Source organism: Streptomyces sp. NPDC006602 (assembly GCF_042870385.1).
Taxonomy (GTDB): domain Bacteria; phylum Actinomycetota; class Actinomycetes; order Streptomycetales; family Streptomycetaceae; genus Streptomyces.
This window is the reverse complement of the sequence record NZ_JBIAHG010000005.1, coordinates 305984-324247: the sequence shown is the minus strand read 5'-3', so window position 1 is coordinate 324247 and position 18264 is coordinate 305984. Positions and strand designations below refer to the sequence as shown.

At 66.9% G+C, this 18264-nt stretch carries 16 protein-coding genes; 8 read left to right on the top strand and 8 right to left on the bottom strand.

All coding sequences use genetic code 11. The features are described 5' to 3' along the window. Window positions 1-71: 71 nt before the first annotated feature. Window positions 72-524, top strand: a complete 453-nt coding sequence (locus ACFYO2_RS16565; protein ID WP_388349145.1) for a GNAT family N-acetyltransferase — start codon at window positions 72-74, stop codon at window positions 522-524. 90 nt (window positions 525-614) lie between these two features. On the opposite strand, the gene ACFYO2_RS16560 is transcribed toward ACFYO2_RS16565, so the two are convergent. Beyond that, a complete protein-coding gene (locus ACFYO2_RS16560; protein WP_388349143.1) occupies window positions 615-2000 on the bottom strand; it encodes a serine hydrolase domain-containing protein in 1386 nt (461 codons plus the stop codon). A gap of 62 nt (window positions 2001-2062) precedes the next feature. Then, a complete protein-coding gene (gene dnaB / locus ACFYO2_RS16555; protein ID WP_388349141.1) occupies window positions 2063-3541 on the bottom strand; it encodes a replicative DNA helicase in 1479 nt (492 codons plus the stop codon). Between the two features lie 459 nt (window positions 3542-4000). Between dnaB and ACFYO2_RS16550 the strand changes: the two genes are divergently transcribed. After that, window positions 4001-5338, top strand: a complete 1338-nt coding sequence (locus tag ACFYO2_RS16550) for an MATE family efflux transporter (protein WP_388349139.1) — start codon at window positions 4001-4003, stop codon at window positions 5336-5338. 145 nt (window positions 5339-5483) lie between these two features. Here the strand turns inward: ACFYO2_RS16550 and rplI are convergent, their stop codons facing one another. From rplI to rpsF, 4 genes are all read right to left on the bottom strand, one after another. Then, window positions 5484-5930: a 50S ribosomal protein L9 gene (gene rplI / locus ACFYO2_RS16545; protein WP_388349137.1), complete on the bottom strand. Its 447-nt coding sequence runs from the start codon at window positions 5928-5930 to the stop codon at window positions 5484-5486. A gap of 18 nt (window positions 5931-5948) precedes the next feature. Then, on the bottom strand, window positions 5949-6185 hold the full coding sequence (gene rpsR, locus ACFYO2_RS16540) for a 30S ribosomal protein S18 (RefSeq protein WP_003949403.1): 237 nt from the start codon (window positions 6183-6185) through the stop codon (window positions 5949-5951). A gap of 57 nt (window positions 6186-6242) precedes the next feature. Next, window positions 6243-6842: a single-stranded DNA-binding protein gene (locus ACFYO2_RS16535; RefSeq protein ID WP_388349134.1), complete on the bottom strand. Its 600-nt coding sequence runs from the start codon at window positions 6840-6842 to the stop codon at window positions 6243-6245. Between the two features lie 77 nt (window positions 6843-6919). Next, on the bottom strand, window positions 6920-7210 hold the full coding sequence (gene rpsF, locus ACFYO2_RS16530) for a 30S ribosomal protein S6 (RefSeq protein WP_005482942.1): 291 nt from the start codon (window positions 7208-7210) through the stop codon (window positions 6920-6922). 266 nt (window positions 7211-7476) lie between these two features. Between rpsF and ACFYO2_RS16525 the strand changes: the two genes are divergently transcribed. The 3 genes from ACFYO2_RS16525 to ACFYO2_RS16515 all read left to right on the top strand — a co-directional run bounded on the left by ACFYO2_RS16525 (window position 7477) and on the right by ACFYO2_RS16515 (window position 10186). Beyond that, complete coding sequence (locus ACFYO2_RS16525) at window positions 7477-7779, top strand: hypothetical protein (protein WP_388349132.1); 303 nt, start codon at window positions 7477-7479, stop codon at window positions 7777-7779. Between the two features lie 179 nt (window positions 7780-7958). Then, a complete protein-coding gene (gene femX / locus ACFYO2_RS16520; protein WP_388349130.1) occupies window positions 7959-9080 on the top strand; it encodes a peptidoglycan bridge formation glycyltransferase FemX in 1122 nt (373 codons plus the stop codon). Window positions 9081-9154: 74 nt separating this feature from the next. Beyond that, window positions 9155-10186, top strand: a complete 1032-nt coding sequence (locus ACFYO2_RS16515) for an alanine racemase (protein ID WP_388349128.1) — start codon at window positions 9155-9157, stop codon at window positions 10184-10186. Between the two features lie 102 nt (window positions 10187-10288). Here ACFYO2_RS16515 and ACFYO2_RS16510 read toward each other — a convergent pair whose 3' ends face one another. Together ACFYO2_RS16510 and ACFYO2_RS16505 are read right to left on the bottom strand one after the other, a co-directional pair. Further along, window positions 10289-11818 carry a glycosyltransferase family 87 protein gene (locus tag ACFYO2_RS16510; protein ID WP_388349611.1) on the bottom strand — a complete coding sequence of 510 codons (1530 nt, stop codon included), beginning with the start codon at window positions 11816-11818 and terminating at the stop codon, window positions 10289-10291. Between the two features lie 99 nt (window positions 11819-11917). Next, entirely contained in the window at window positions 11918-14620 is a 2703-nt protein-coding gene (locus ACFYO2_RS16505; protein ID WP_388349126.1) for a transglycosylase domain-containing protein, read from the bottom strand. Between the two features lie 386 nt (window positions 14621-15006). Between ACFYO2_RS16505 and ACFYO2_RS16500 the strand changes: the two genes are divergently transcribed. From ACFYO2_RS16500 to ACFYO2_RS16490, 3 genes are all read left to right on the top strand, one after another. After that, window positions 15007-15690: a helix-turn-helix transcriptional regulator gene (locus tag ACFYO2_RS16500; RefSeq protein WP_388349124.1), complete on the top strand. Its 684-nt coding sequence runs from the start codon at window positions 15007-15009 to the stop codon at window positions 15688-15690. Between the two features lie 44 nt (window positions 15691-15734). Then, window positions 15735-16817 (top strand): inositol-3-phosphate synthase, encoded by a 1083-nt coding sequence (locus tag ACFYO2_RS16495; protein WP_388349122.1) that lies wholly within the window; start codon window positions 15735-15737, stop codon window positions 16815-16817. 100 nt (window positions 16818-16917) lie between these two features. Then, entirely contained in the window at window positions 16918-18180 is a 1263-nt protein-coding gene (locus ACFYO2_RS16490) for an MFS transporter (protein ID WP_388349120.1), read from the top strand. The last annotated feature ends 84 nt before the right edge of the window (window positions 18181-18264 follow it).

Below are 18264 nucleotides of genomic sequence, written 5' to 3'. Positions count from 1 at the left end.
GCCGCTCTGTCCCGATGGCGGACCGCTCCTGGGTATGCCCGCACAGGGACGCCCCTGCATAGAGTGCGGCCATGGGAGATCTTGAGATACGACCCGTCACGGCGGATGACATTCCCGCGATCGTCGCCATGCTCGCCGACGACCCCCTGGGTGCCCAGCGCGAGTCACCCGACGAGCTGACCCCCTACCTTGCGGCGCTCGAACGCCTCACGACCGACCCGAACCAGCATCTGGTGGTCGCCGTCCGCGAGGGCCGCGTCGTCGGCACGCTCCAGCTCACGATCATTCCCGGGCTGTCCCGACTCGGTTCCACCAGGTCGATCATCGAAGGAGTACGCATTCACGCAGACGAACGAGGCAGTGGTCTGGGGACGCGGCTCATCGAGTGGGCGATCGAGGAATCCCGTCACCAGGACTGCCAGTTGGTCCAGCTGACCTCGGACAACACCCGCACGGATGCCCACCGCTTCTACGAGCGGCTCGGCTTCACGGCCTCTCACGTGGGCTTCAAGCTCCAACTGTGACGTACCGCTCCGAGGACGGCATCACGTCCATCCGTCACGCGGTGAAGCGGCTTGTTTCACGTGAAACAAGCCGCTTCACCGCGAGCGCGTCTAGCCGATGCCTCGCCAACCTTCGGGATCCACTCCGCCGGGCAATGAAGCCCCCTCGTCGTACGGCTGGCGGGTGAAGACGAACGACCCGAGGTCCAGATGGCTCACGGAACTGTCCGGGCGCCGTACGGCCGTCAGGAGCTCACCGGCGTAGTAGCCCTCCAGTCCCGTCCAGGTCCCGTCACCGTTCGCCTGGAACCGTGAACGGCGACCGTTGCCGGAGAGGGGCTCCAGTGAGACAAGCCCGTCGGCCGTCAGCCGCAGGGCGAACGCATGTGTCCCCCAATACCACTGGCCCGCCAACTCAAGTGCAGCGGCGTCGACTTCGGTCAGGGGCTGCCACGGATCAGGGAAGCGCGGCTCGGCCTCCGCGACGATCCGTACGAGTTCGGCGCCCACGGCCGACAGCAGCGGGCCGGAGGTGCAGTTGGCCAGCACCACCGCCGCGACGTCGTCCGCCACGCTGATGGTGAGGTTGGCCAGGAAGCCCGGCAGCGACCCCGAATGCCCCACCAGCAGCCGTCCGTCCCGATGCTGGATCTGCAGCCCAAGACCGTATGTGGCTCCGTCTACAACGTCCGCGACCTCGGCCGGTGCCGCGGGCGTCCGCATCTCCCGCACGGTGTCGGCGCTCAACACCCGGGCGTTCCCCTTCGCCAAGAAGGCGGCGAATCGCGCCAAGTCTCCTGTGGTCGACCAGAGTTGCCCCGCCGGAGCCATCAGACCGAGGTTCTCGGAGGGTTCGGGCAGCATCACGTCGGCCCATGGGTGCACCGCCCAGCCACCGGCGTGGGGCGCTTGTGGCCGCGTGCTCGTACGGTCCAGGCCCAGAGGTTCGAGCACTTCGCGCCGCAGTACGTCCTCCCATGGAGCCCCGCGCAGCTTCTCGACGAGCGCGCCCAGAAGGGTGTAGCCAGGGTTGGAGTAATGGAAGCGGCGGCCGGCCGGATGCCGGAAGGGCTGCTCCCCCAGCACGTCGGCGAGTTCGGGGCGCAGGGACCCCGGAGTGCGCTCCCACCACGGCGCGGGTGACTCGGCCGCCAATCCGCTCGTGTGGGCGAGCAGTTCGGCGATCGTGGCCTCCCCCGCACCGGTGCCCGGCACGTGCTTCTCGAGGGGGTCGCCCAGGTCGAGCGCACCCTCGTCACGCAGTCGCAGCACAAGAACGGCGGTGAAGGTCTTGGTGATCGACCCGATCCGGTACTGCACGTTCTCGTCCGGGCCGTGCCCTTCCACCGAGGTCCGCGAACCGTGCCACACGGCCTGTCCGTCCCTCACGACCGCGGCGACCAGCGACGGCGCACGCCCTTCCGCCTGGGCCACGGCAATCCGGTGCAACAGCGTCCGGCGCGTGCTGGGTAGCAACTCTTCCAGAGGTGTCGTCATGGCCCCAGTCCATCCCGCGGGGAGCTCGGGCGTCGAGCTCATTTGGCCCCGTAGGTGCCTGATCAGGTCTGCGCCATGTCCACGAACCGTGAGTAGTGGCCCTGGAAGGCGACCGTGATCGTGGCCGTCGGGCCGTTACGGTGCTTGGCCACGATCAGGTCGGCCTCGCCCGCGCGCGGGGACTCCTTCTCGTAGGCGTCCTCGCGGTGCAGCAGGATGACCATGTCGGCGTCCTGCTCGATGGAACCGGACTCACGCAGGTCGGAGACCATGGGCTTCTTGTCCGTGCGCTGCTCGGGACCACGGTTCAGCTGGGAGAGCGCGATGACCGGCACCTCCAGCTCCTTGGCCAGCAGCTTGAGGTTTCTGGACATGTCCGAAACCTCCTGCTGACGGTTCTCAGCGCGCTTTGAGCCGCCGGACTGCATCAGCTGGAGGTAGTCGATGACGACCAGCCGAATGTCATTGCGCTGCTTCAGCCGGCGGCACTTGGCACGGATCTCCATCATCGACAGGTTCGGGGAGTCGTCGATGAAGAGCGGGGCGGCCGAGACGTCCGGCATCCGCCGGGCCAGGCGCGTCCAGTCCTCGTCGGTCATCGTGCCGGATCTCATGTGGTGCAGGGCGACGCGTGCCTCGGCCGACAGCAGACGCATCGCGATCTCGTTGCGGCCCATTTCGAGGGAGAAGATGACGCTCGGCAAGTTGTTCTTGATCGACGCGGCCCGCGCGAAGTCCAGTGCGAGCGTGGACTTACCCATGGCGGGACGGGCGGCGATGACGATCATCTGGCCCGGGTGCAGTCCGTTGGTGAGCGAGTCGAAGTCGGTGAACCCCGTGGGCACACCGGTCATCTCGCCGCTGCGCGAGCCGATCGCCTCGATCTCGTCGAGGGCGCCCTCCATGATGTCGCCGAGCGGCAGGTAGTCCTCGCTTGTCCGCTGCTCTGTGACCGCGTAGATCTCCGCCTGGGCACGGTTGACGATCTCGTCGACGTCGTCGTCGGCCGCGTACCCCATCTGCGTGATGCGGGTACCGGCCTCGACCAGGCGGCGCAGAACGGCTCGCTCGTGAACGATCTCCGCGTAGTACTCGGCGTTGGCCGCAGTCGGCACGGTCTGGACGAGCGTGTGCAGATACGACGCCCCGCCGACCTTGTTGATCTCGCCGCGCTTGGTGAGCTCGGCGGCGATCGTGATGGGGTCGGCCGGCTCGCCCTTGGCATAGATGTCGAGGATCGCCTGGTAGATCGTCTCGTGCGCGGGCTTGTAGAAGTCGTGGCCTTTGAGGACCTCCACGACATCGGCAATGGCGTCCTTGGACAGGAGCATGCCGCCGAGCACGGACTGCTCGGCATCCAGATCCTGCGGAGGAACGCGCTCGAAGGACGAACCGCCGCCCTCCCAGGCGCCGTTCTCCCTGCCTCGGTCGTGCTGCTCGTCGCGACCCCGGGCTCCGTCGCCGCGTCGGCGGGAGGCGGGTAGACGATCACTGGGACCGCTGTCGGCCCAGGGGTCGTCCAAGGGCTCGGAAATGCTCACCGAGCCACCTCCTCCCGTCCGCAGAGCGGACCTAGCCGTGCCCCTCTGTTCTACGGCACGGCACTGACAAATGAGACGCCCAACTCCGGTTCTGGCGCGTCGGTTTTGTGATGCTTTCCAGGCCGACGGACGGAGTGGGCGCCGGTCCACGGTAGGCCCGCGGGCACCGTCAGCCAATCTGGTTATCCACAGGCCATGTGGACGACGGCCCGGATGCTGTGGAGAACTCCGCGAAACCTGTGCACGACCCGGTGGACAGCCCTGTGAACAAGCCTCGCCTTCTCTCGCCAGACCTACTCTGACCTGCTCTTTTCCCGTCCACCGGTTGTGCAGAAGAAAAACTTTTCCAGTCGGGCCAAGATCACATCGATTGGTGCGTTCAAGCACGCGCCACGAGACAGTGAGTAAGGGACAGTAGCGCATTGCATCTCTTACCTGTGGACGATTAGATTAGTGCTCATGACACAGGCTCCCGCGACCCCCAAGGCCGCCCGCAGTCGGCACGACCGAGAGATCGTCGCGCTGGCCGTCCCGGCCTTCGGCGCACTCGTCGCCGAGCCTCTCTTCGTCATGGCCGACAGCGCGATCGTGGGCCATCTGGGCACGGCCCAACTCGCCGGCCTCGGCGTCGCCTCGGCGCTCCTCATGACCGCCGTCAGCATCTTCGTCTTCCTCGCCTACGCCACCACCGCCGCCGTAGCCAGGCGCGTCGGCGCGGACGACCTCCAAGCCGCCATCCGGCAGGGCATGGACGGCATCTGGCTGGCACTGCTGCTCGGCGCCGCCGTCATCGCCGTTGTCCTGCCCACAGCGCCTGCTGTCGTGGATCTCTTCGGCGCATCCAACACCGCAGCCCCGTATGCGACCACTTATCTACGGATCTCGGCCCTGGGCATCCCGGCCATGCTCGTCGTACTCGCCGCCACCGGGGTCCTGCGCGGTCTGCAGGACACGAAGACGCCGCTGTACGTCGCCATCGCCGGCTTCGTCGCCAACGCCGCCCTCAACGTAGGCCTCGTCTACGGTGCCGACCTCGGTATCGCGGGCTCCGCCTGGGGCACCGTCATCGCTCAGTGCGGGATGGCCGCCGCCTATCTCGTCGTGGTGATCCGCGGTGCCCGTCGGCACGGTGCCTCACTGCGCCCCGACGCCGCCGGGATTCGTGCCTCCGCACAGGCCGGTGTCCCCCTGCTGGTTCGCACGCTCTCCCTGCGGGCGATCCTGATGATCGCCACCGCTGTGGCGGCCCGCCTCGGCGACGCCGACATCGCGGCGCATCAGATCATCCTGTCGCTCTGGAGCCTGCTCGCCTTCGCGCTCGACGCCATCGCCATCGCCGGACAGGCCATCATCGGCCGCTATCTCGGCGCCGACGACCCGGAAGGCGCCCGCAACGTCTGCCGTCGCATGGTGCAGTGGGGCATCGCGGTCGGCATCGTGCTCGGCCTCCTGGTCTTGATCAGCCGCCCGGTATTCCTGCCGCTGTTCACCAGCGACGCCGTAGTGAAGGAGGCAGCCCTGCCCGCTCTGGTGATCGTCGCCCTTTCGCAGCCGATCTGCGGCATCGTCTTCGTCCTGGACGGAGTCCTAATGGGCGCGGGCGACGGCCCGTACCTGGCGAGGGCGATGCTGGGCACCCTGGCGGTGTTCACCCCGGCCGCCTTCCTGGTTCCGGCACTCGGCGGTGGGCTCACGACACTCTGGGCGGCCATGACGCTGATGATGACCATGCGGTTGCTTACGTTGTGGCTGCGAGCCCGCTCCGGGCGCTGGCTGGTGACGGGGGCGACGCGCTGACCGTTTGGACACGGTGACCGTTTCACGTGAAACCAGCGTTTCACGTGAAACATGGGCTCCCGTCCCGGTCTCTGGCACGGAGGAAGGGGCCGCACCCGACTGGGTGCGGCCCCTTCCTCTCAGCAGTCCGAGCCGAGTGCAGCGATCAGGCCGCGACGACCTCGATGTTGACCTTGGCGGCAACCTCGGGGTGCAGGCGAACGGACGTCTCGTGGGCGCCCAGCGTCTTGATCGGCGCGCCCAGCTCAATGCGGCGCTTGTCGACCTCGGGGCCACCGGAAGCCTTGATCGCGGAAGCGATGTCGGCCGGGGTGACGGATCCGAAGAGACGACCGGCGTCGCCGGAGCGGACGGCCAGGCGGACCTTGACGCCCTCGAGCTGAGCCTTCACGGAGTTGGCCTGCTCAATGGTCTGGATCTCGTGGATCTTGCGAGCGCGACGGATCTGCTCGACGTCCTTCTCGCCACCCTTGGTCCAGCGGATCGCAAAGTTCCGCGGGATCAGGTAGTTGCGAGCGTAACCGTCCTTGACGTCGACGACGTCGCCCGCGGCACCGAGGCCGGAGACCTCGTGGGTGAGGATGATCTTCATGTCTCGGTCACCCTTCCCTTATCGCGCGGTGGAGGTGTAGGGCAGCAGCGCCATCTCACGGCTGTTCTTTACAGCCGTGGCGACGTCACGCTGGTGCTGCGTGCAGTTGCCGGTCACGCGGCGGGCACGGATCTTGCCGCGGTCGGAAATGAACTTCCGCAGCATGTTCGTGTCCTTGTAGTCCACGTACGTGACCTTGTCCTTGCAGAAAGCGCAGACCTTCTTCTTAGGCTTGCGCACAGGCGGCTTCGCCATGGTGTATCTCCTGTGTGATCAAGAAGTGTGGGTACGACCCACCCTGGGCCCGAAGGCCTAGAAGGGGGGCTCGTCCGAGTAGCCGCCGCCAGCGCCGCCGCCGGAGTTTCCACCCCAGCCGCCGCCACCACCGCCGCCGCCCTGGGCGCCACCGGCAGGAGTGCTGGTCGCCCACGGGTCGTCGGCGGGAGCCCCGCCGCCGCCCTGCTGACCGCCGCCGGGGCTTCCACCCCAGCCGCCGCCACCTTGAGCGCCACCGCCACCGCCGCCGTAACCACCCTGGCCACCACGGCCGGCGGTCTTGGTGACCTTGGCCGTGGCACTACGCAGGCTGGCGCCGACTTCCTCGACGTCCAGCTCGTAGACCGTGCGCTTGACGCCCTCACGGTCCTCGTAGGACCGCTGCTTCAGCCGGCCCTGCACGATGACGCGCATGCCTCGCTGGAGCGACTCGGCGACGTTCTCAGCCGCCTGACGCCAGACCGAGCAGGTCAGGAACAGGCTCTCGCCGTCCTTCCACTCGTTCGTCTGACGGTCGAAGGTGCGGGGGGTGGACGCGACACGGAACTTCGCGACCGCCGCACCGGAAGGGGTGAAGCGCAGCTCGGGGTCGTCGACAAGATTGCCGACGACCGTGATGACGGTCTCGCCTGCCATTGGGGGAACCTCTCGGCGGGTTTGCTGCTGGCTGCTTGTGCTGCTACTCGAATCCCGAGATCAGCTGAGCGGAAAGCTCAGTGGGTCTCGGGACGGAGGACCTTGGTCCGGAGGACCGACTCGTTCAGGTTCATCTGGCGGTCGAGCTCCTTGACGACCGCAGGCTCGGCCTGCAGGTCGATGACCGAGTAGATGCCCTCAGGCTTCTTCTTGATCTCGTACGAGAGACGACGACGGCCCCAGGTGTCGACCTTCTCGACCTTTCCGTTGCCCTCACGGACGACGGAAAGGAAGTTCTCGATCAGGGGGGCGACAGCGCGCTCCTCCAGATCGGGGTCGAGGATGACCATCACCTCGTAGTGACGCATGTGGAACCCACCTCCTTTGGACTCAACGGCCACGGCGGTTCCGTGGCAGGAGGGTTGTTGATGCGTACGCAACGGTATCGGCCGCCACTGACAATCGGGGGTCCCGAGGGGAGTCCCTTGGCCATGACATGGGCAGACACCGGTGCAGACGGTACAGAGTACCCGCACAGCGGCTTCCGGTTGAAATCCGGCCGCCAGGACCGTCAATCTGTACACATCGGGTGTGTATGGCGCTACGATGCGCCGTCTTCCGCAGGAGGTGCCCTATGGCACAGGCATTGCGACCCAATACCGTCGGCGGCCTTTTCGCCACGGACGGCAAGCCCCACCCTCTCCAGGACACGCTGGTAGCGGTGACCCTGGTGCTGGGCCTCACGTCGTTCGTCACGGCGATGTTCCACAGCCTGCATCTGCTCAGCTCCTGGACCGGCCTGGTGGGGATCCTCACCGGCGCGTACGGGCAGTGGATCTCGGAGACGACGCGTGAGCGCTTCGGGCTGATCCTCGGCCTGGGTGCGGCGGGGGTCGGCTTCTTCCTCGGCATGGCGCACGGCGGTCTCTTCGGCTGACGCCACGGACATCGCCCGCTGAACCCCTCATAAAGAACGGCGGAACGCCTCGGTGGCCCACAGGCCGGGGCGAAGGTGCCGTATGCCCAGTCGGGGTGCTCGCGAGGCGCAGTAGGCTTCGGCGCGAGAGCCGGAGCCCCTGTACCCATGGGGACACACCAGCCCGAGGAGCGCCCCGAATGAGCCTGACCCTGAGGACGATCAGCCGCGAGCAGCATCTGGCGTACATCCAGAGCCTGCCGTCGGCTAGCCACATGCAGGTTCCGGCCTGGGCAGACGTCAAGGCGGAGTGGCGCTCCGAGAGCCTCGGGTGGTTCGACGACCGCACCGGCGAGATGGTCGGCGCGGGCCTCGTCCTCTACCGGCAGTTGCCCAAGATCAAGCGCTACCTCGCCTATCTCCCCGAGGGCCCGGTCATCAACTGGTTCGCGCCGAATCTCACCGACTGGCTGGAACCGATGCTCGCGCACCTCAAGCAGCAGGGCGCCTTCTCCGTGAAGATGGGCCCGCCGGTGATCATCCGGCGCTGGGAAGCGGCCTCCATCAAGCAGGGCATCCAGAACCCGGACGTGAAGCGGCTGCGCGACATCGAGGCCGACTTCATCGAACCGCGCGCCTTCGAGGTCGCCGACAAGCTGCGCCGCATGGGCTGGCAACAGGGCGAGGACGGGGGCGCCGGCTTCGGTGACGTACAGCCCCGCTATGTCTTCCAGGTGCCGCTGGCGAACCGCTCCCTGGAAGAGGTCCACAAGAACTTCAACCAGCTGTGGCGCCGCAACATCAAGAAGGCCGAGAAGGCCGGCGTCGAAGTAGTCCAGGGCGGCTACCACGACCTCGAGGAATGGCAGCGCCTGTACGAGATCACGGCTGTGCGCGATCACTTCCGGCCCCGCCCGCTGTCGTACTTCCAGCGCATGTGGACGGCCCTCAATACCGAGGACCCCAACCGCATGCGACTGTACTTCGCCCGGCACAACGGCGTGAACCTGTCGGCGGCGACGATGCTGATCGTCGGCGGGCACGTCTGGTACTCCTACGGCGCCTCCGACAACATCGGCCGCGAGGTCCGGCCCTCGAACGCGATGCAGTGGCGGATGCTGCGCGACGCCTACGCGCTCGGCGGCACGGTCTACGACCTGCGTGGCATCTCCGACTCGCTGGACGAGACCGACCACCTCTTCGGCCTGATCCAGTTCAAGGTGGGCACGGGCGGTCAGGCCGCCGAGTACCTGGGTGAGTGGGACTTCCCGCTGAACAAGCTGCTCCACAAGGCGCTCGACATCTACATGTCGCGCCGCTGAGGTCGCGTTCTTCGCTTCAATAGCTCCCATACCTCTGATACACAGCAGCCACGAGAAAGGTTCCAGGTCCGGCCATGGCGCTCACCCTCTACGTCGACACCGCGCGCTGGCGGGCGCATCACAAGCACGTGCAGGAGCAGTTCCCGGGGCTCGTCCCGGTCTGCAAGGGCAACGGCTACGGCTTCGGACACGAGCGGCTGGCGGAGGAGGCCACGCGACTCGGCTCGGACGTCCTCGCCGTCGGTACGACGTACGAGGCCGCGCGGATCAAGGACTGGTTCGGCGGTGACCTGCTGGTGCTGACGCCGTACAGGCGCGGCGAGGAGCCCGTCCCACTGCCTGACCGGGTCGTTCGCTCGGTGTCGTCGATCGACGGCGTGTACGGCCTCGTGGGCGCCCGTGTGGTCATCGAGGTGATGTCCTCTATGAAGCGGCACGGCATCAGCGAGCAGGACCTGCCGCAGCTGCACGCCGCCATAGAGAACGTCCGCCTTGAGGGCTTCGCGATCCACCTGCCGCTGGACCGTACCGACGGCTCGGACGCCGTCGAGGAGGTCATCGGCTGGATGGACCGGCTACGGGCGGCCCGTCTGCCGCTGCACACGATGTTCGTCAGCCACCTCAAGGCCGAGGACCTGGCCCGGCTGCAGCAGCAGTTCCCGCAGACCCGCTTCCGGGCCCGTATCGGCACGCGGCTGTGGCTGGGGGACCACGAGGCCACCGAGTACCGCGGGGCGGTCCTGGACGTCTCGCGCGTCGTCAAAGGCGACCGCTTCGGCTACCGACAGCAGAAGGCGGCCTCGGACGGCTTCCTGGTGGTCGTGGCGGGCGGTACGTCGCATGGAGTGGGCCTGGAGGCCCCCAAGGCGCTGCACGGCGTCATGCCGCGCGCCAAGGGCGTGGCCCGCGCCGGCCTCGCCACGGTCAACCGGAACCTTTCTCCGTTCGTCTGGGGCGGCAAGCAGCGCTGGTTCGCCGAGCCCCCGCACATGCAGGTCTCCATCCTGTTCGTGCCGTCCGACGCTCCGGAGCCGAAGGTGGGCGAGGAGCTGGTGGCCCATCTGCGCCACACCACCACACAGTTCGACCGGATCGTCGACCGCTGAGCAGAGGCTCGTCCCCCCGGCTGAGCGAGTCGTAACAGCCGAAAGGCCGTACACGGAAGCCCGTGTACGGCCTTTCGCGTGGGTCGTCCCCGCTGCGTTCGCTCAGAGCGAACCGTCGGCAGAGGGCTCGGAGGGGGTTACCGCGCCCCGGTTGCCCCACTCCACCTGGGGCCCGTCGAAGTGGGCAGCGTGTCGCGGCGGATGGGCGGCGGGGCCGAGGACGAAGACGTCCTCCGCACGGTCGAGCACGCCGCCCGAGGGGTCGTCGTCGCCGGCCCGGCGCACGACGTCCCGCTCCGGCATGAAGATGTCGCGCACGACCACGGCACACAGGTACAGCGTGCCCAGCAGGTGCAGGGCGATGGCCCAGTGGTAGCCGTCGGTCGGCAGGCCCTTGTGGGCGTCTCCGCTCGTCGTGTACGCGAGATACATCCAGATGCCCAGGAAGTACGCCACCTCGCAGACCTGCCAGATCAGGAAGTCCCGCCACTTGGGCCGGGCCAGCACGGCCAGCGGGACCAGCCAGAGGACGTACTGCGGCGAGTACACCTTGTTGGTGAGGATGAATGCCGCCACGATCAGGAAGGCGAGCTGGGCGAAGCGGGGACGGCGAGGGGCGGTCAGCGTGAGCGCCGCAATGCCTCCGGAGCACAGCAGCATCAGCAGCGTGGCCATTGTGTTGACGGTCTCGGTGCTGGGCGGGTTGCTCGAGTTCTGGGACCAGATCAGCCAGAAGGAACCGAAGTCGACACCCCGCTCCTGGCTGAACGTGTAGAACTTCGACCAGCCGTCGAAGGCGAAGACCATCACAGGCACGTTCACGATCAGCCAGGCGACGATCGCACCCACCACGGCCATCCCGTACTCCCGCCATCTGCCGGCGCGCCAGCACAGCACGAGCAACGGGCCGAGCAGCAGGAAGGGATAGAGCTTGGCGGCCGTGGCGAGCCCCAGCAGCACGCCGAAGGCGAGGGAGCGGCCCCGCGACCACATCAACATCGCGGCGGCCGTCAGAGCGACCGCCAGCAGGTCCCAGTTGATGGTCGCGGTCAATGCGGCGGCGGGCGCCAGGGCGACCAGCAGCCCGTCCCAGGGGCGCCGGGCGTGTGTACGGGTCACGCAGACGGCGATGACGGCGGCGCACGCCATCAGCATCCCGGCGTTGACCATCCAGTACCACTGTTCCTGGTCCTGGATACTGCCGCTGCCCGGCGTGAGCCAACTGGCGACCTCCATGAACACACCGGTCAGCACCGGGTATTCGAGGTACTGCATGTCACCGGGAAGTTTGTCGAAGTACGGCACGAGTCCGTCGGCGAAGCCTCGCCCCTGGTAGAGGTGCGGGATGTCCGAGTAGCACGCATGCGTGTACTGCGAGCTGGCGCCGAAGAACCAGGCTCCGTTGTAGCAGGGCGCCTTCTGGACCAGGCCGAGGGCGAACATTCCGATCGCCACGACAGCGATGATCCGGACAGGAGTCCACCAGGACGTCCCGAGCAGCGCACGCCGCCCGACGGGGCCACCGATCAGCTCACTGCCGCTCTTGGCGATCTCGTCGTTCTCGGTCGGCCGCACCAGGTCCGGCTCATGCACGCTCGCGGGCGTCGATTCTGCACTGGGCATGCCGCACATCCTGCCGTACGTGCCTGGGTGTACGCCGAGGGCCGCCGCACCTGGTGGGTGCGGCGGCCCATGTTTCACGTGAAACACCCATGGCGGGCGATATGACAGCTAACCGGCCGGGCCTCCGAATAGGCCTCCGTTGTTGTTTCCGTTATTGCCGTTCGTGTCCGTCGACGTGGCTGTGGGTGTGGAGGACACACCTCCGTCGGTTCCTCCGGTGTCCGTCCCACCGGTGTTGTCACCGCACTGCCAGTCGAACTGGCAGCTCTCGGTCGGCGTGGGCGACGGAGACCTCCCCGTCCGGCTGGGCTTCGGACTCGGCGTCGGAGTGGCAGACGGCGTCTCGATGACCGTGGGAGTGGGCGACGGACTCGGGACATCGTTGACGATCACGCCGATGGGCTCCGGCGTCGGGAACGGCTCCGCATCCACGCCCTGCAACGCCTGTTCCATGTAGTCATGCCAGATCTCGGACGGGAACGAAGCACCGTGGATCTTCTCCTGGCCACCCGTTCCGAACATCTTCAGGAACTCGCGGTTTTTCTTGGTCTCGTCGTCGTCCATCCGGAACATCGTGATCGACGTCGACAGCTGCGGGGTGTAGCCCACGAACCAGGCCGACTTGTTGCCGTCGGTGGTACCGGTCTTGCCCGCCACCTCACGGCCGGTCAGCTTGGCATTGGTACCCGTGCCCTTGTCGACCACGGTCTTGAGGACGTCCGTGACGTTGTCCGCGACCTTCGGGTCGAACGCGTCCTTGGGCTGGTCCTTGTGGTTGTAGATCGGGCCGTCCTTGCTCGTGACCTTCTGTACAGAGAAGGGCTCGCGCTGCTTGCCACTGGCCGCGAACGTGGCGTAGGCGCCCGCCATGCGGATCGCACTGGGGTCGGAGATACCGATCGAGAAGGACGGGAAGCTCGTGCCCGCGAGACTGTCCTCCTTGAGGCCGGCGTCCATCGCTGCCGCCTTCACCTTGTCCAGTCCGACGTCCATGCCGAGCTGTACGAAGGCGGAGTTCACCGATTCCCGCATGGCCTCACGCAGATCGATCTGGTACTTCGGCGGACTGCCGTACGACTCCTGGCCATCGTTCTCCTGGAGCCACTCCTTGTCCTTCTCGTTCTTCCAGATCGTCCCGTCGTAGTTCTTGATCTTGAGATCGTTCTTGCCGCTGTACAGGCTCTTCGGGGAGACGACCGTGCGCTCGTCCTGTGCCTGGCTCTCGCCGAGGTCCGGATCGCGCACACCCCACTTCATCGCCGCCGCGAGCACGAACGGCTTGAACGTCGATCCGACCTGGGCGCCGGTCGCGTCGGCGTTGTTGGTGAAGTGCTTGGTCGCGTCCTCACCGCCGTAGATGGCCTTGATGGCGCCGGTCGTCGGATCCACGGAAGCCCCGCCGAACTGGACGTAGGTGTCCGTCTTCGGGCGTTCCTTCGGCTTGATGTTCGCCTTCTGGACCTTCTGGACCGACTTCTCGAGCTCGTCGACCTTCTTCTTGTCGAAGGTCGTGTAGATCGAGTAGCCGCCCTGCTGCAGCTTGTCGGCGCTGACGATGTTGTTGTTGATCAGGTACGCCTTGGCAAGGTCGACGAGATAACCCACCTGGCCGCTCAGCTCGTTGTTCGAGCGCGGGTTCTTCACGTCGGGAAGCTTCCGGTACTCGGCCCGGACTGTGGGGCTCAGATGGCCGTACTCGACCATCTTGTCGAGGGTGTCCTGCATCTGCGCCAGAGCCCGCTTGCTGTTGGCCGCGGGAGTGGCGCCGGTCGGGTCGATGGACTGCGCGCCCGCCGGGTCGTAGTACGTGGCGCCCTTGAGCATCGCCGCGAGGAAGGCACACTCGCCCTCGTTCAGGTCGACGGCGTCCTTGTTGAAGTACGCGCGGGCGGCCGCCTGAATGCCGTAGGCCGACCGGCCGTAGTACGCGGAGTTCAGGTAGCCCTCCATGATGTCGTCCTTCGACACCGTGGCGCCCACCTTGATCGAGACGAAGATCTCCTTGAACTTTCGCGAGACAGTCTGGGACTGGTCGTTCAGCATCGCGTTCTTCACGTACTGCTGGGTGATGGTCGAGCCACCCTGCGTCTCACCGCCACGGGCCATGTTGAACACGGCTCGGGCGATGCCCTTGGGGTCGATGCCACTGTCTGTCTCGAAGGTCTTGTTCTCCTGCGAGATGACGGCGTACTGCATCGCCTTGGGAATCTGCGCGAGGTTGACGTTCTGGCGGTTCGTCTCACCGCCCGTGGCGACCATCTCGGAATTGTTGGACCAGTAGTAGACGTTGTTCTGCGCCGTCGCGGTCTCGTCGATGTTCGGGACGCTCACCAGGGCATAGCCGACACCCGCGACCGCGACCATGCCTCCGAAGAAGCCGATGAACAGCCCCGTCACCAGCTTCCACGAAGGCACCCAGCGCGCCACGCCGTACTTGCCGGCACGCGGATAGTCGATGAGTCGCTTCTTACCGGAAGCCGCCGCACGCCCCCGGCCCCGCCCAGGGCCGTTCGGGCCGCCGGGACCATCCCGCCGGCCACCGCGGCCGGCGGGTTCGGCGGCTCTGCGTCGGCTGCCACTACTTCTCTGTGCCGCCCGGCGGGCCTCGGCGCGGCCGCCGAACGGACGCTCCTCGCCTCCCGGACCGTAGGAATCCGACTCATGGGAACTCGCCCCATAGGAATCGGAAGAAGACCCGGTGGCGCCTCGCGGAGCCGCGCGGCGGCCGGAGGACGAACCGGACTGGCCGCGTCGGGCCGCGGCACGTCCGCCTCCCTGCGGCTGCGGCGGTTTGCGACGGTGCTCGCTCATCGAACGACTACTCCTCGGGCAGGCGCACCTTTGCGCGCCTGGAAACGGCGGCTGGTTTCCGGTCCCCCCGAAGTACGGATGTGGTCGGTTCCGCATTCACCCGTACTGCACCGAGGACGATGACGCCCCCCAGGTGTCACTCGGTTCCCGGTGGTGTGCATGGCGCACAGACTACGCACCGTCAAAACCCGCCTAGCCCCGAAGTTCACCCCAAAACAGGCAACTCGCTTCCCATGAATCACTGATGTGATCCCGTTCACCGTCCACCCTCTTGCCGCATCCGGAAGGCCGTTCTATCGTCTGGATGTATCGAGTCGATACATCAGCTCGGCATAAACACCGTCACGGCACCCGTCTCGACGGGTCGCGGCAGAGAGGAGGCGACGATGAGCCGACGTTCCGGCATCCTCGAGTTCGCCGTACTCGGCCTGCTCCGCGAATCCCCGATGCACGGCTATGAGCTGCGCAAACGACTCAACACCTCACTGGGTGTGTTCCGTGCGTTCAGCTACGGGACTCTGTACCCCTGCCTCAAGACGCTGGTCGCGAACGGCTGGTTGATCGAAGAACCGGGCAACACCTCCGAGGACGCCCTCGCCGCACCTCTCGCAGGGCGTCGCGCCAAGATCGTCTATCGGTTGACGGCGGAAGGTAAGGAGCACTTCGAGGAGCTCCTCTCACAGACGGGACCCGACGCGTACGAGGACGAGACCTTCGCCGCTCGCTTCGCCTTCTTCGGGCAGACCTCTCGCGATGTGCGCATGCGCGTCCTTGAGGGCCGTCGCAGCCGTCTGGAAGAGCGCCTGGAGAAGATGCGCGCCTCGCTGGCGCGCACCCGGGAGCGCCTCGACGACTACACGCTTGAGCTCCAGCGCCACGGAATGGAGTCCGTGGAGCGCGAAGTGCGCTGGCTGAACGAGCTCATCGAGAGCGAGCGGGCCGGACGGGACCTCAAGGGTTCCGCCTCCGGGGGACCCGCTCAGCAGGACACCACATCTGGAGCGACGGGCGATCTGCCCCGGCCGGGGAACACCCCCCGGCCGGATTCGCCCGACGACACCGCCACGTGAGAGCCCACGCAGGGCCTCACTCGTACACACAGGGAGCAACCGGAATGGGTTCGGTTCGCGTAGCCATCGTCGGCGTGGGCAACTGCGCCGCGTCGCTGGTGCAGGGCGTCGAGTACTACAAGGACGCCGATCCGGCGGCCAAGGTCCCAGGTCTGATGCACGTCCAGTTCGGCGACTACCACGTCGGTGACGTCGAGTTCGTCGCTGCCTTCGACGTCGACGCGAAGAAGGTCGGCCTCGACCTCTCGGACGCCATCGGTGCCAGCGAGAACAACACCATCAAGATCTGCGACGTCCCGAACAAGGGCGTCACAGTGCAGCGCGGACACACCCTCGACGGGCTCGGCAAGTACTACCGCGAGACCATCGAGGAGTCCGCCGAGACGCCGGTCGACGTGGTCCAGATCCTCAAGAACCAGCAGGTCGACGTCCTCGTCTGCTACCTGCCCGTCGGTTCCGAGGACGCGGCGAAGTTCTACGCCCAGGCTGCCATCGATGCCAAGGTCGCCTTCGTCAACGCCCTCCCGGTCTTCATCGCCGGCACCAAGGAATGGGCGGACAAGTTCACCGAGGCGGGCGTCCCGATCGTCGGCGACGACATCAAGTCGCAGGTCGGCGCCACCATCACGCACCGTGTGATGGCGAAGCTCTTCGAGGACCGCGGTGTCCGTCTCGAGCGCACCATGCAGCTCAACGTCGGCGGCAACATGGACTTCAAGAACATGCTGGAGCGCGACCGCCTCGAGTCCAAGAAGATCTCGAAGACGCAGGCCGTCACCTCCCAGATCCCCGACCGGGACATGGGCGCGAAGAACGTCCACATCGGTCCGTCGGACTACGTGGCCTGGCTGGACGACCGCAAGTGGGCGTACGTCCGCCTCGAGGGCCGCGCCTTCGGTGACGTCCCGCTGAACCTGGAGTACAAGCTCGAGGTCTGGGACTCCCCGAACTCCGCGGGTGTCATCATCGACGCCCTGCGCGCCGCGAAGATCGCCAAGGACCGCGGAATCGGCGGCCCGATCCTGTCGGCGTCCTCGTACTTCATGAAGTCCCCGCCGGTCCAGTACTTCGACGACGAGGCCTACGACAACGTCGAGAAGTTCATCAAGGGCGAGGTCGAGCGCTAGCAAGACAGCACGCTGCGCGTGAAGACTCCGGTCTTGCTCGCTTGTTGAGGGTCCCCGGCACTGCGCCCGGGGACCCTCCTCGTATGTGAGGCTGTGCCCCATGGCCGTCGTCCGTGACCTGCGCGTCCTGCTCCGCTTCCGGAACTTCCGACGCCTCCTCGCCGTACGTCTGCTCTCGCAGGGCGCCGACGGCGTCTACCAGGTCGCGCTCGCCGCCTACGTCGTCTTCTCGCCGGAGAAACAGACCTCGGCAACCGCGATCGCCTCCGCGATGGCCATCCTGCTGCTCCCGTACTCCTTGGTCGGCCCCTTCGCCGGTGTCCTGCTGGACCGCTGGCGACGCCGCCAGGTCTTCCTCTACGGCAACCTGGTGCGCGCCCTGATGGCATCGGCGACGGCCGTCCTGATCGTCGGCCAGGTCCCTGACTGGCTCTTCTACGTCTCCGCCCTGTGTGTCACGGCCGTCAACCGCTTCGTGCTGTCCGGACTGTCCGCCGCCCTGCCCCGCGTCGTGGACGCTGAGCGCCTCGTGATCGCCAACTCCCTTTCCCCGACCGCCGGAACGCTCGCCGCGACCGCGGGCGGCGGTCTCGCCTTCGTCGTACGGCTGGTGGTCGCGGACTCGGATGCGGCCGTCGTGCTGCTGGCAGCCGCGCTGTACCTGTGCGGGGCACTCGCGTCGCTCCGCATGGCACCGGAACTCCTCGGCCCCGACCGCGAGTTGGTCAAACCACGGATCGCGGAGGCACTCGCCGGCACCGCCCGCGACCTGGTGGCGGGCGTACGACACCTCGGCGCACCTTCGCGCCGGGAGGCGGCCCAGGCGCTCGGCGCGATGGCACTGATGCGGTTCTGCTACGGCGCCCTGCTGGTCATGCTGCTGATGCTCTGCCGGTACAAGTTCTCCTCGAACGCCGATGACGGACTTGCCCTGCTCGGGCTGGCGTTGGGGATTTCAGGGGCTGGCTTCTTCGCTGCGGCCGTAGTGACGCCCTGGGCTGCCGGACGATTCGGCCCCGGCGCGTGGATCGTCGCGTGCGCTGCGGCCGCCTCGATCCTGGAGCTCACTCTCGGTCTACCGTTCGCCGCCGCCCCTATGCTCGCCGCCGCCTTCGTGCTGGGCCTCACCACCCAGGGCGCGAAGATTGCCACGGACACGATCGTCCAGTCCTCGGTCGAGGACGGCTTCCGCGGCCGGATCTTCTCCGTCTACGACGTGCTCTTCAACGTAGCCTTCGTGGGTGCCGCTGCCGTGGCCGCCCTGATACTGCCGCCGGACGGTCGCTCGGTGCCGTTGGTGGTGACGATCGCCGTCACATACGGGACGGTTGCCGTCGCACTGGCCCGCTGTGAACGCTCGTGAGTGCCACCAACCGATGTTTCACGTGAAACACCGCCTGCTTCCGAGCACATCCGCCGACGGCCCTCGTACGCATCCGGGTCGTCA

What these genes read in the sequence shown, in the direction of transcription:
- ACFYO2_RS16565 (WP_388349145.1), top strand. Translation starts at nt 72, where the DNA reads ATGGGAGATCTTGAGATACGACCCGTCACGGCGGATGACATTCCCGCG.
- ACFYO2_RS16560 (WP_388349143.1), bottom strand. Translation starts at nt 2,000, where the DNA reads ATGACGACACCTCTGGAAGAGTTGCTACCCAGCACGCGCCGGACGCTG.
- ACFYO2_RS16550 (WP_388349139.1), top strand. Translation starts at nt 4,001, where the DNA reads ATGACACAGGCTCCCGCGACCCCCAAGGCCGCCCGCAGTCGGCACGAC.
- rplI (WP_388349137.1), bottom strand. Translation starts at nt 5,930, where the DNA reads ATGAAGATCATCCTCACCCACGAGGTCTCCGGCCTCGGTGCCGCGGGC.
- rpsR (WP_003949403.1), bottom strand. Translation starts at nt 6,185, where the DNA reads ATGGCGAAGCCGCCTGTGCGCAAGCCTAAGAAGAAGGTCTGCGCTTTC.
- ACFYO2_RS16535 (WP_388349134.1), bottom strand. Translation starts at nt 6,842, where the DNA reads ATGGCAGGCGAGACCGTCATCACGGTCGTCGGCAATCTTGTCGACGAC.
- rpsF (WP_005482942.1), bottom strand. Translation starts at nt 7,210, where the DNA reads ATGCGTCACTACGAGGTGATGGTCATCCTCGACCCCGATCTGGAGGAG.
- ACFYO2_RS16525 (WP_388349132.1), top strand. Translation starts at nt 7,477, where the DNA reads ATGGCACAGGCATTGCGACCCAATACCGTCGGCGGCCTTTTCGCCACG.
- femX (WP_388349130.1), top strand. Translation starts at nt 7,959, where the DNA reads ATGAGCCTGACCCTGAGGACGATCAGCCGCGAGCAGCATCTGGCGTAC.
- ACFYO2_RS16515 (WP_388349128.1), top strand. Translation starts at nt 9,155, where the DNA reads ATGGCGCTCACCCTCTACGTCGACACCGCGCGCTGGCGGGCGCATCAC.
- ACFYO2_RS16510 (WP_388349611.1), bottom strand. Translation starts at nt 11,818, where the DNA reads ATGTGCGGCATGCCCAGTGCAGAATCGACGCCCGCGAGCGTGCATGAG.
- ACFYO2_RS16505 (WP_388349126.1), bottom strand. Translation starts at nt 14,620, where the DNA reads ATGAGCGAGCACCGTCGCAAACCGCCGCAGCCGCAGGGAGGCGGACGT.
- ACFYO2_RS16500 (WP_388349124.1), top strand. Translation starts at nt 15,007, where the DNA reads ATGAGCCGACGTTCCGGCATCCTCGAGTTCGCCGTACTCGGCCTGCTC.
- ACFYO2_RS16495 (WP_388349122.1), top strand. Translation starts at nt 15,735, where the DNA reads ATGGGTTCGGTTCGCGTAGCCATCGTCGGCGTGGGCAACTGCGCCGCG.
- ACFYO2_RS16490 (WP_388349120.1), top strand. Translation starts at nt 16,918, where the DNA reads ATGGCCGTCGTCCGTGACCTGCGCGTCCTGCTCCGCTTCCGGAACTTC.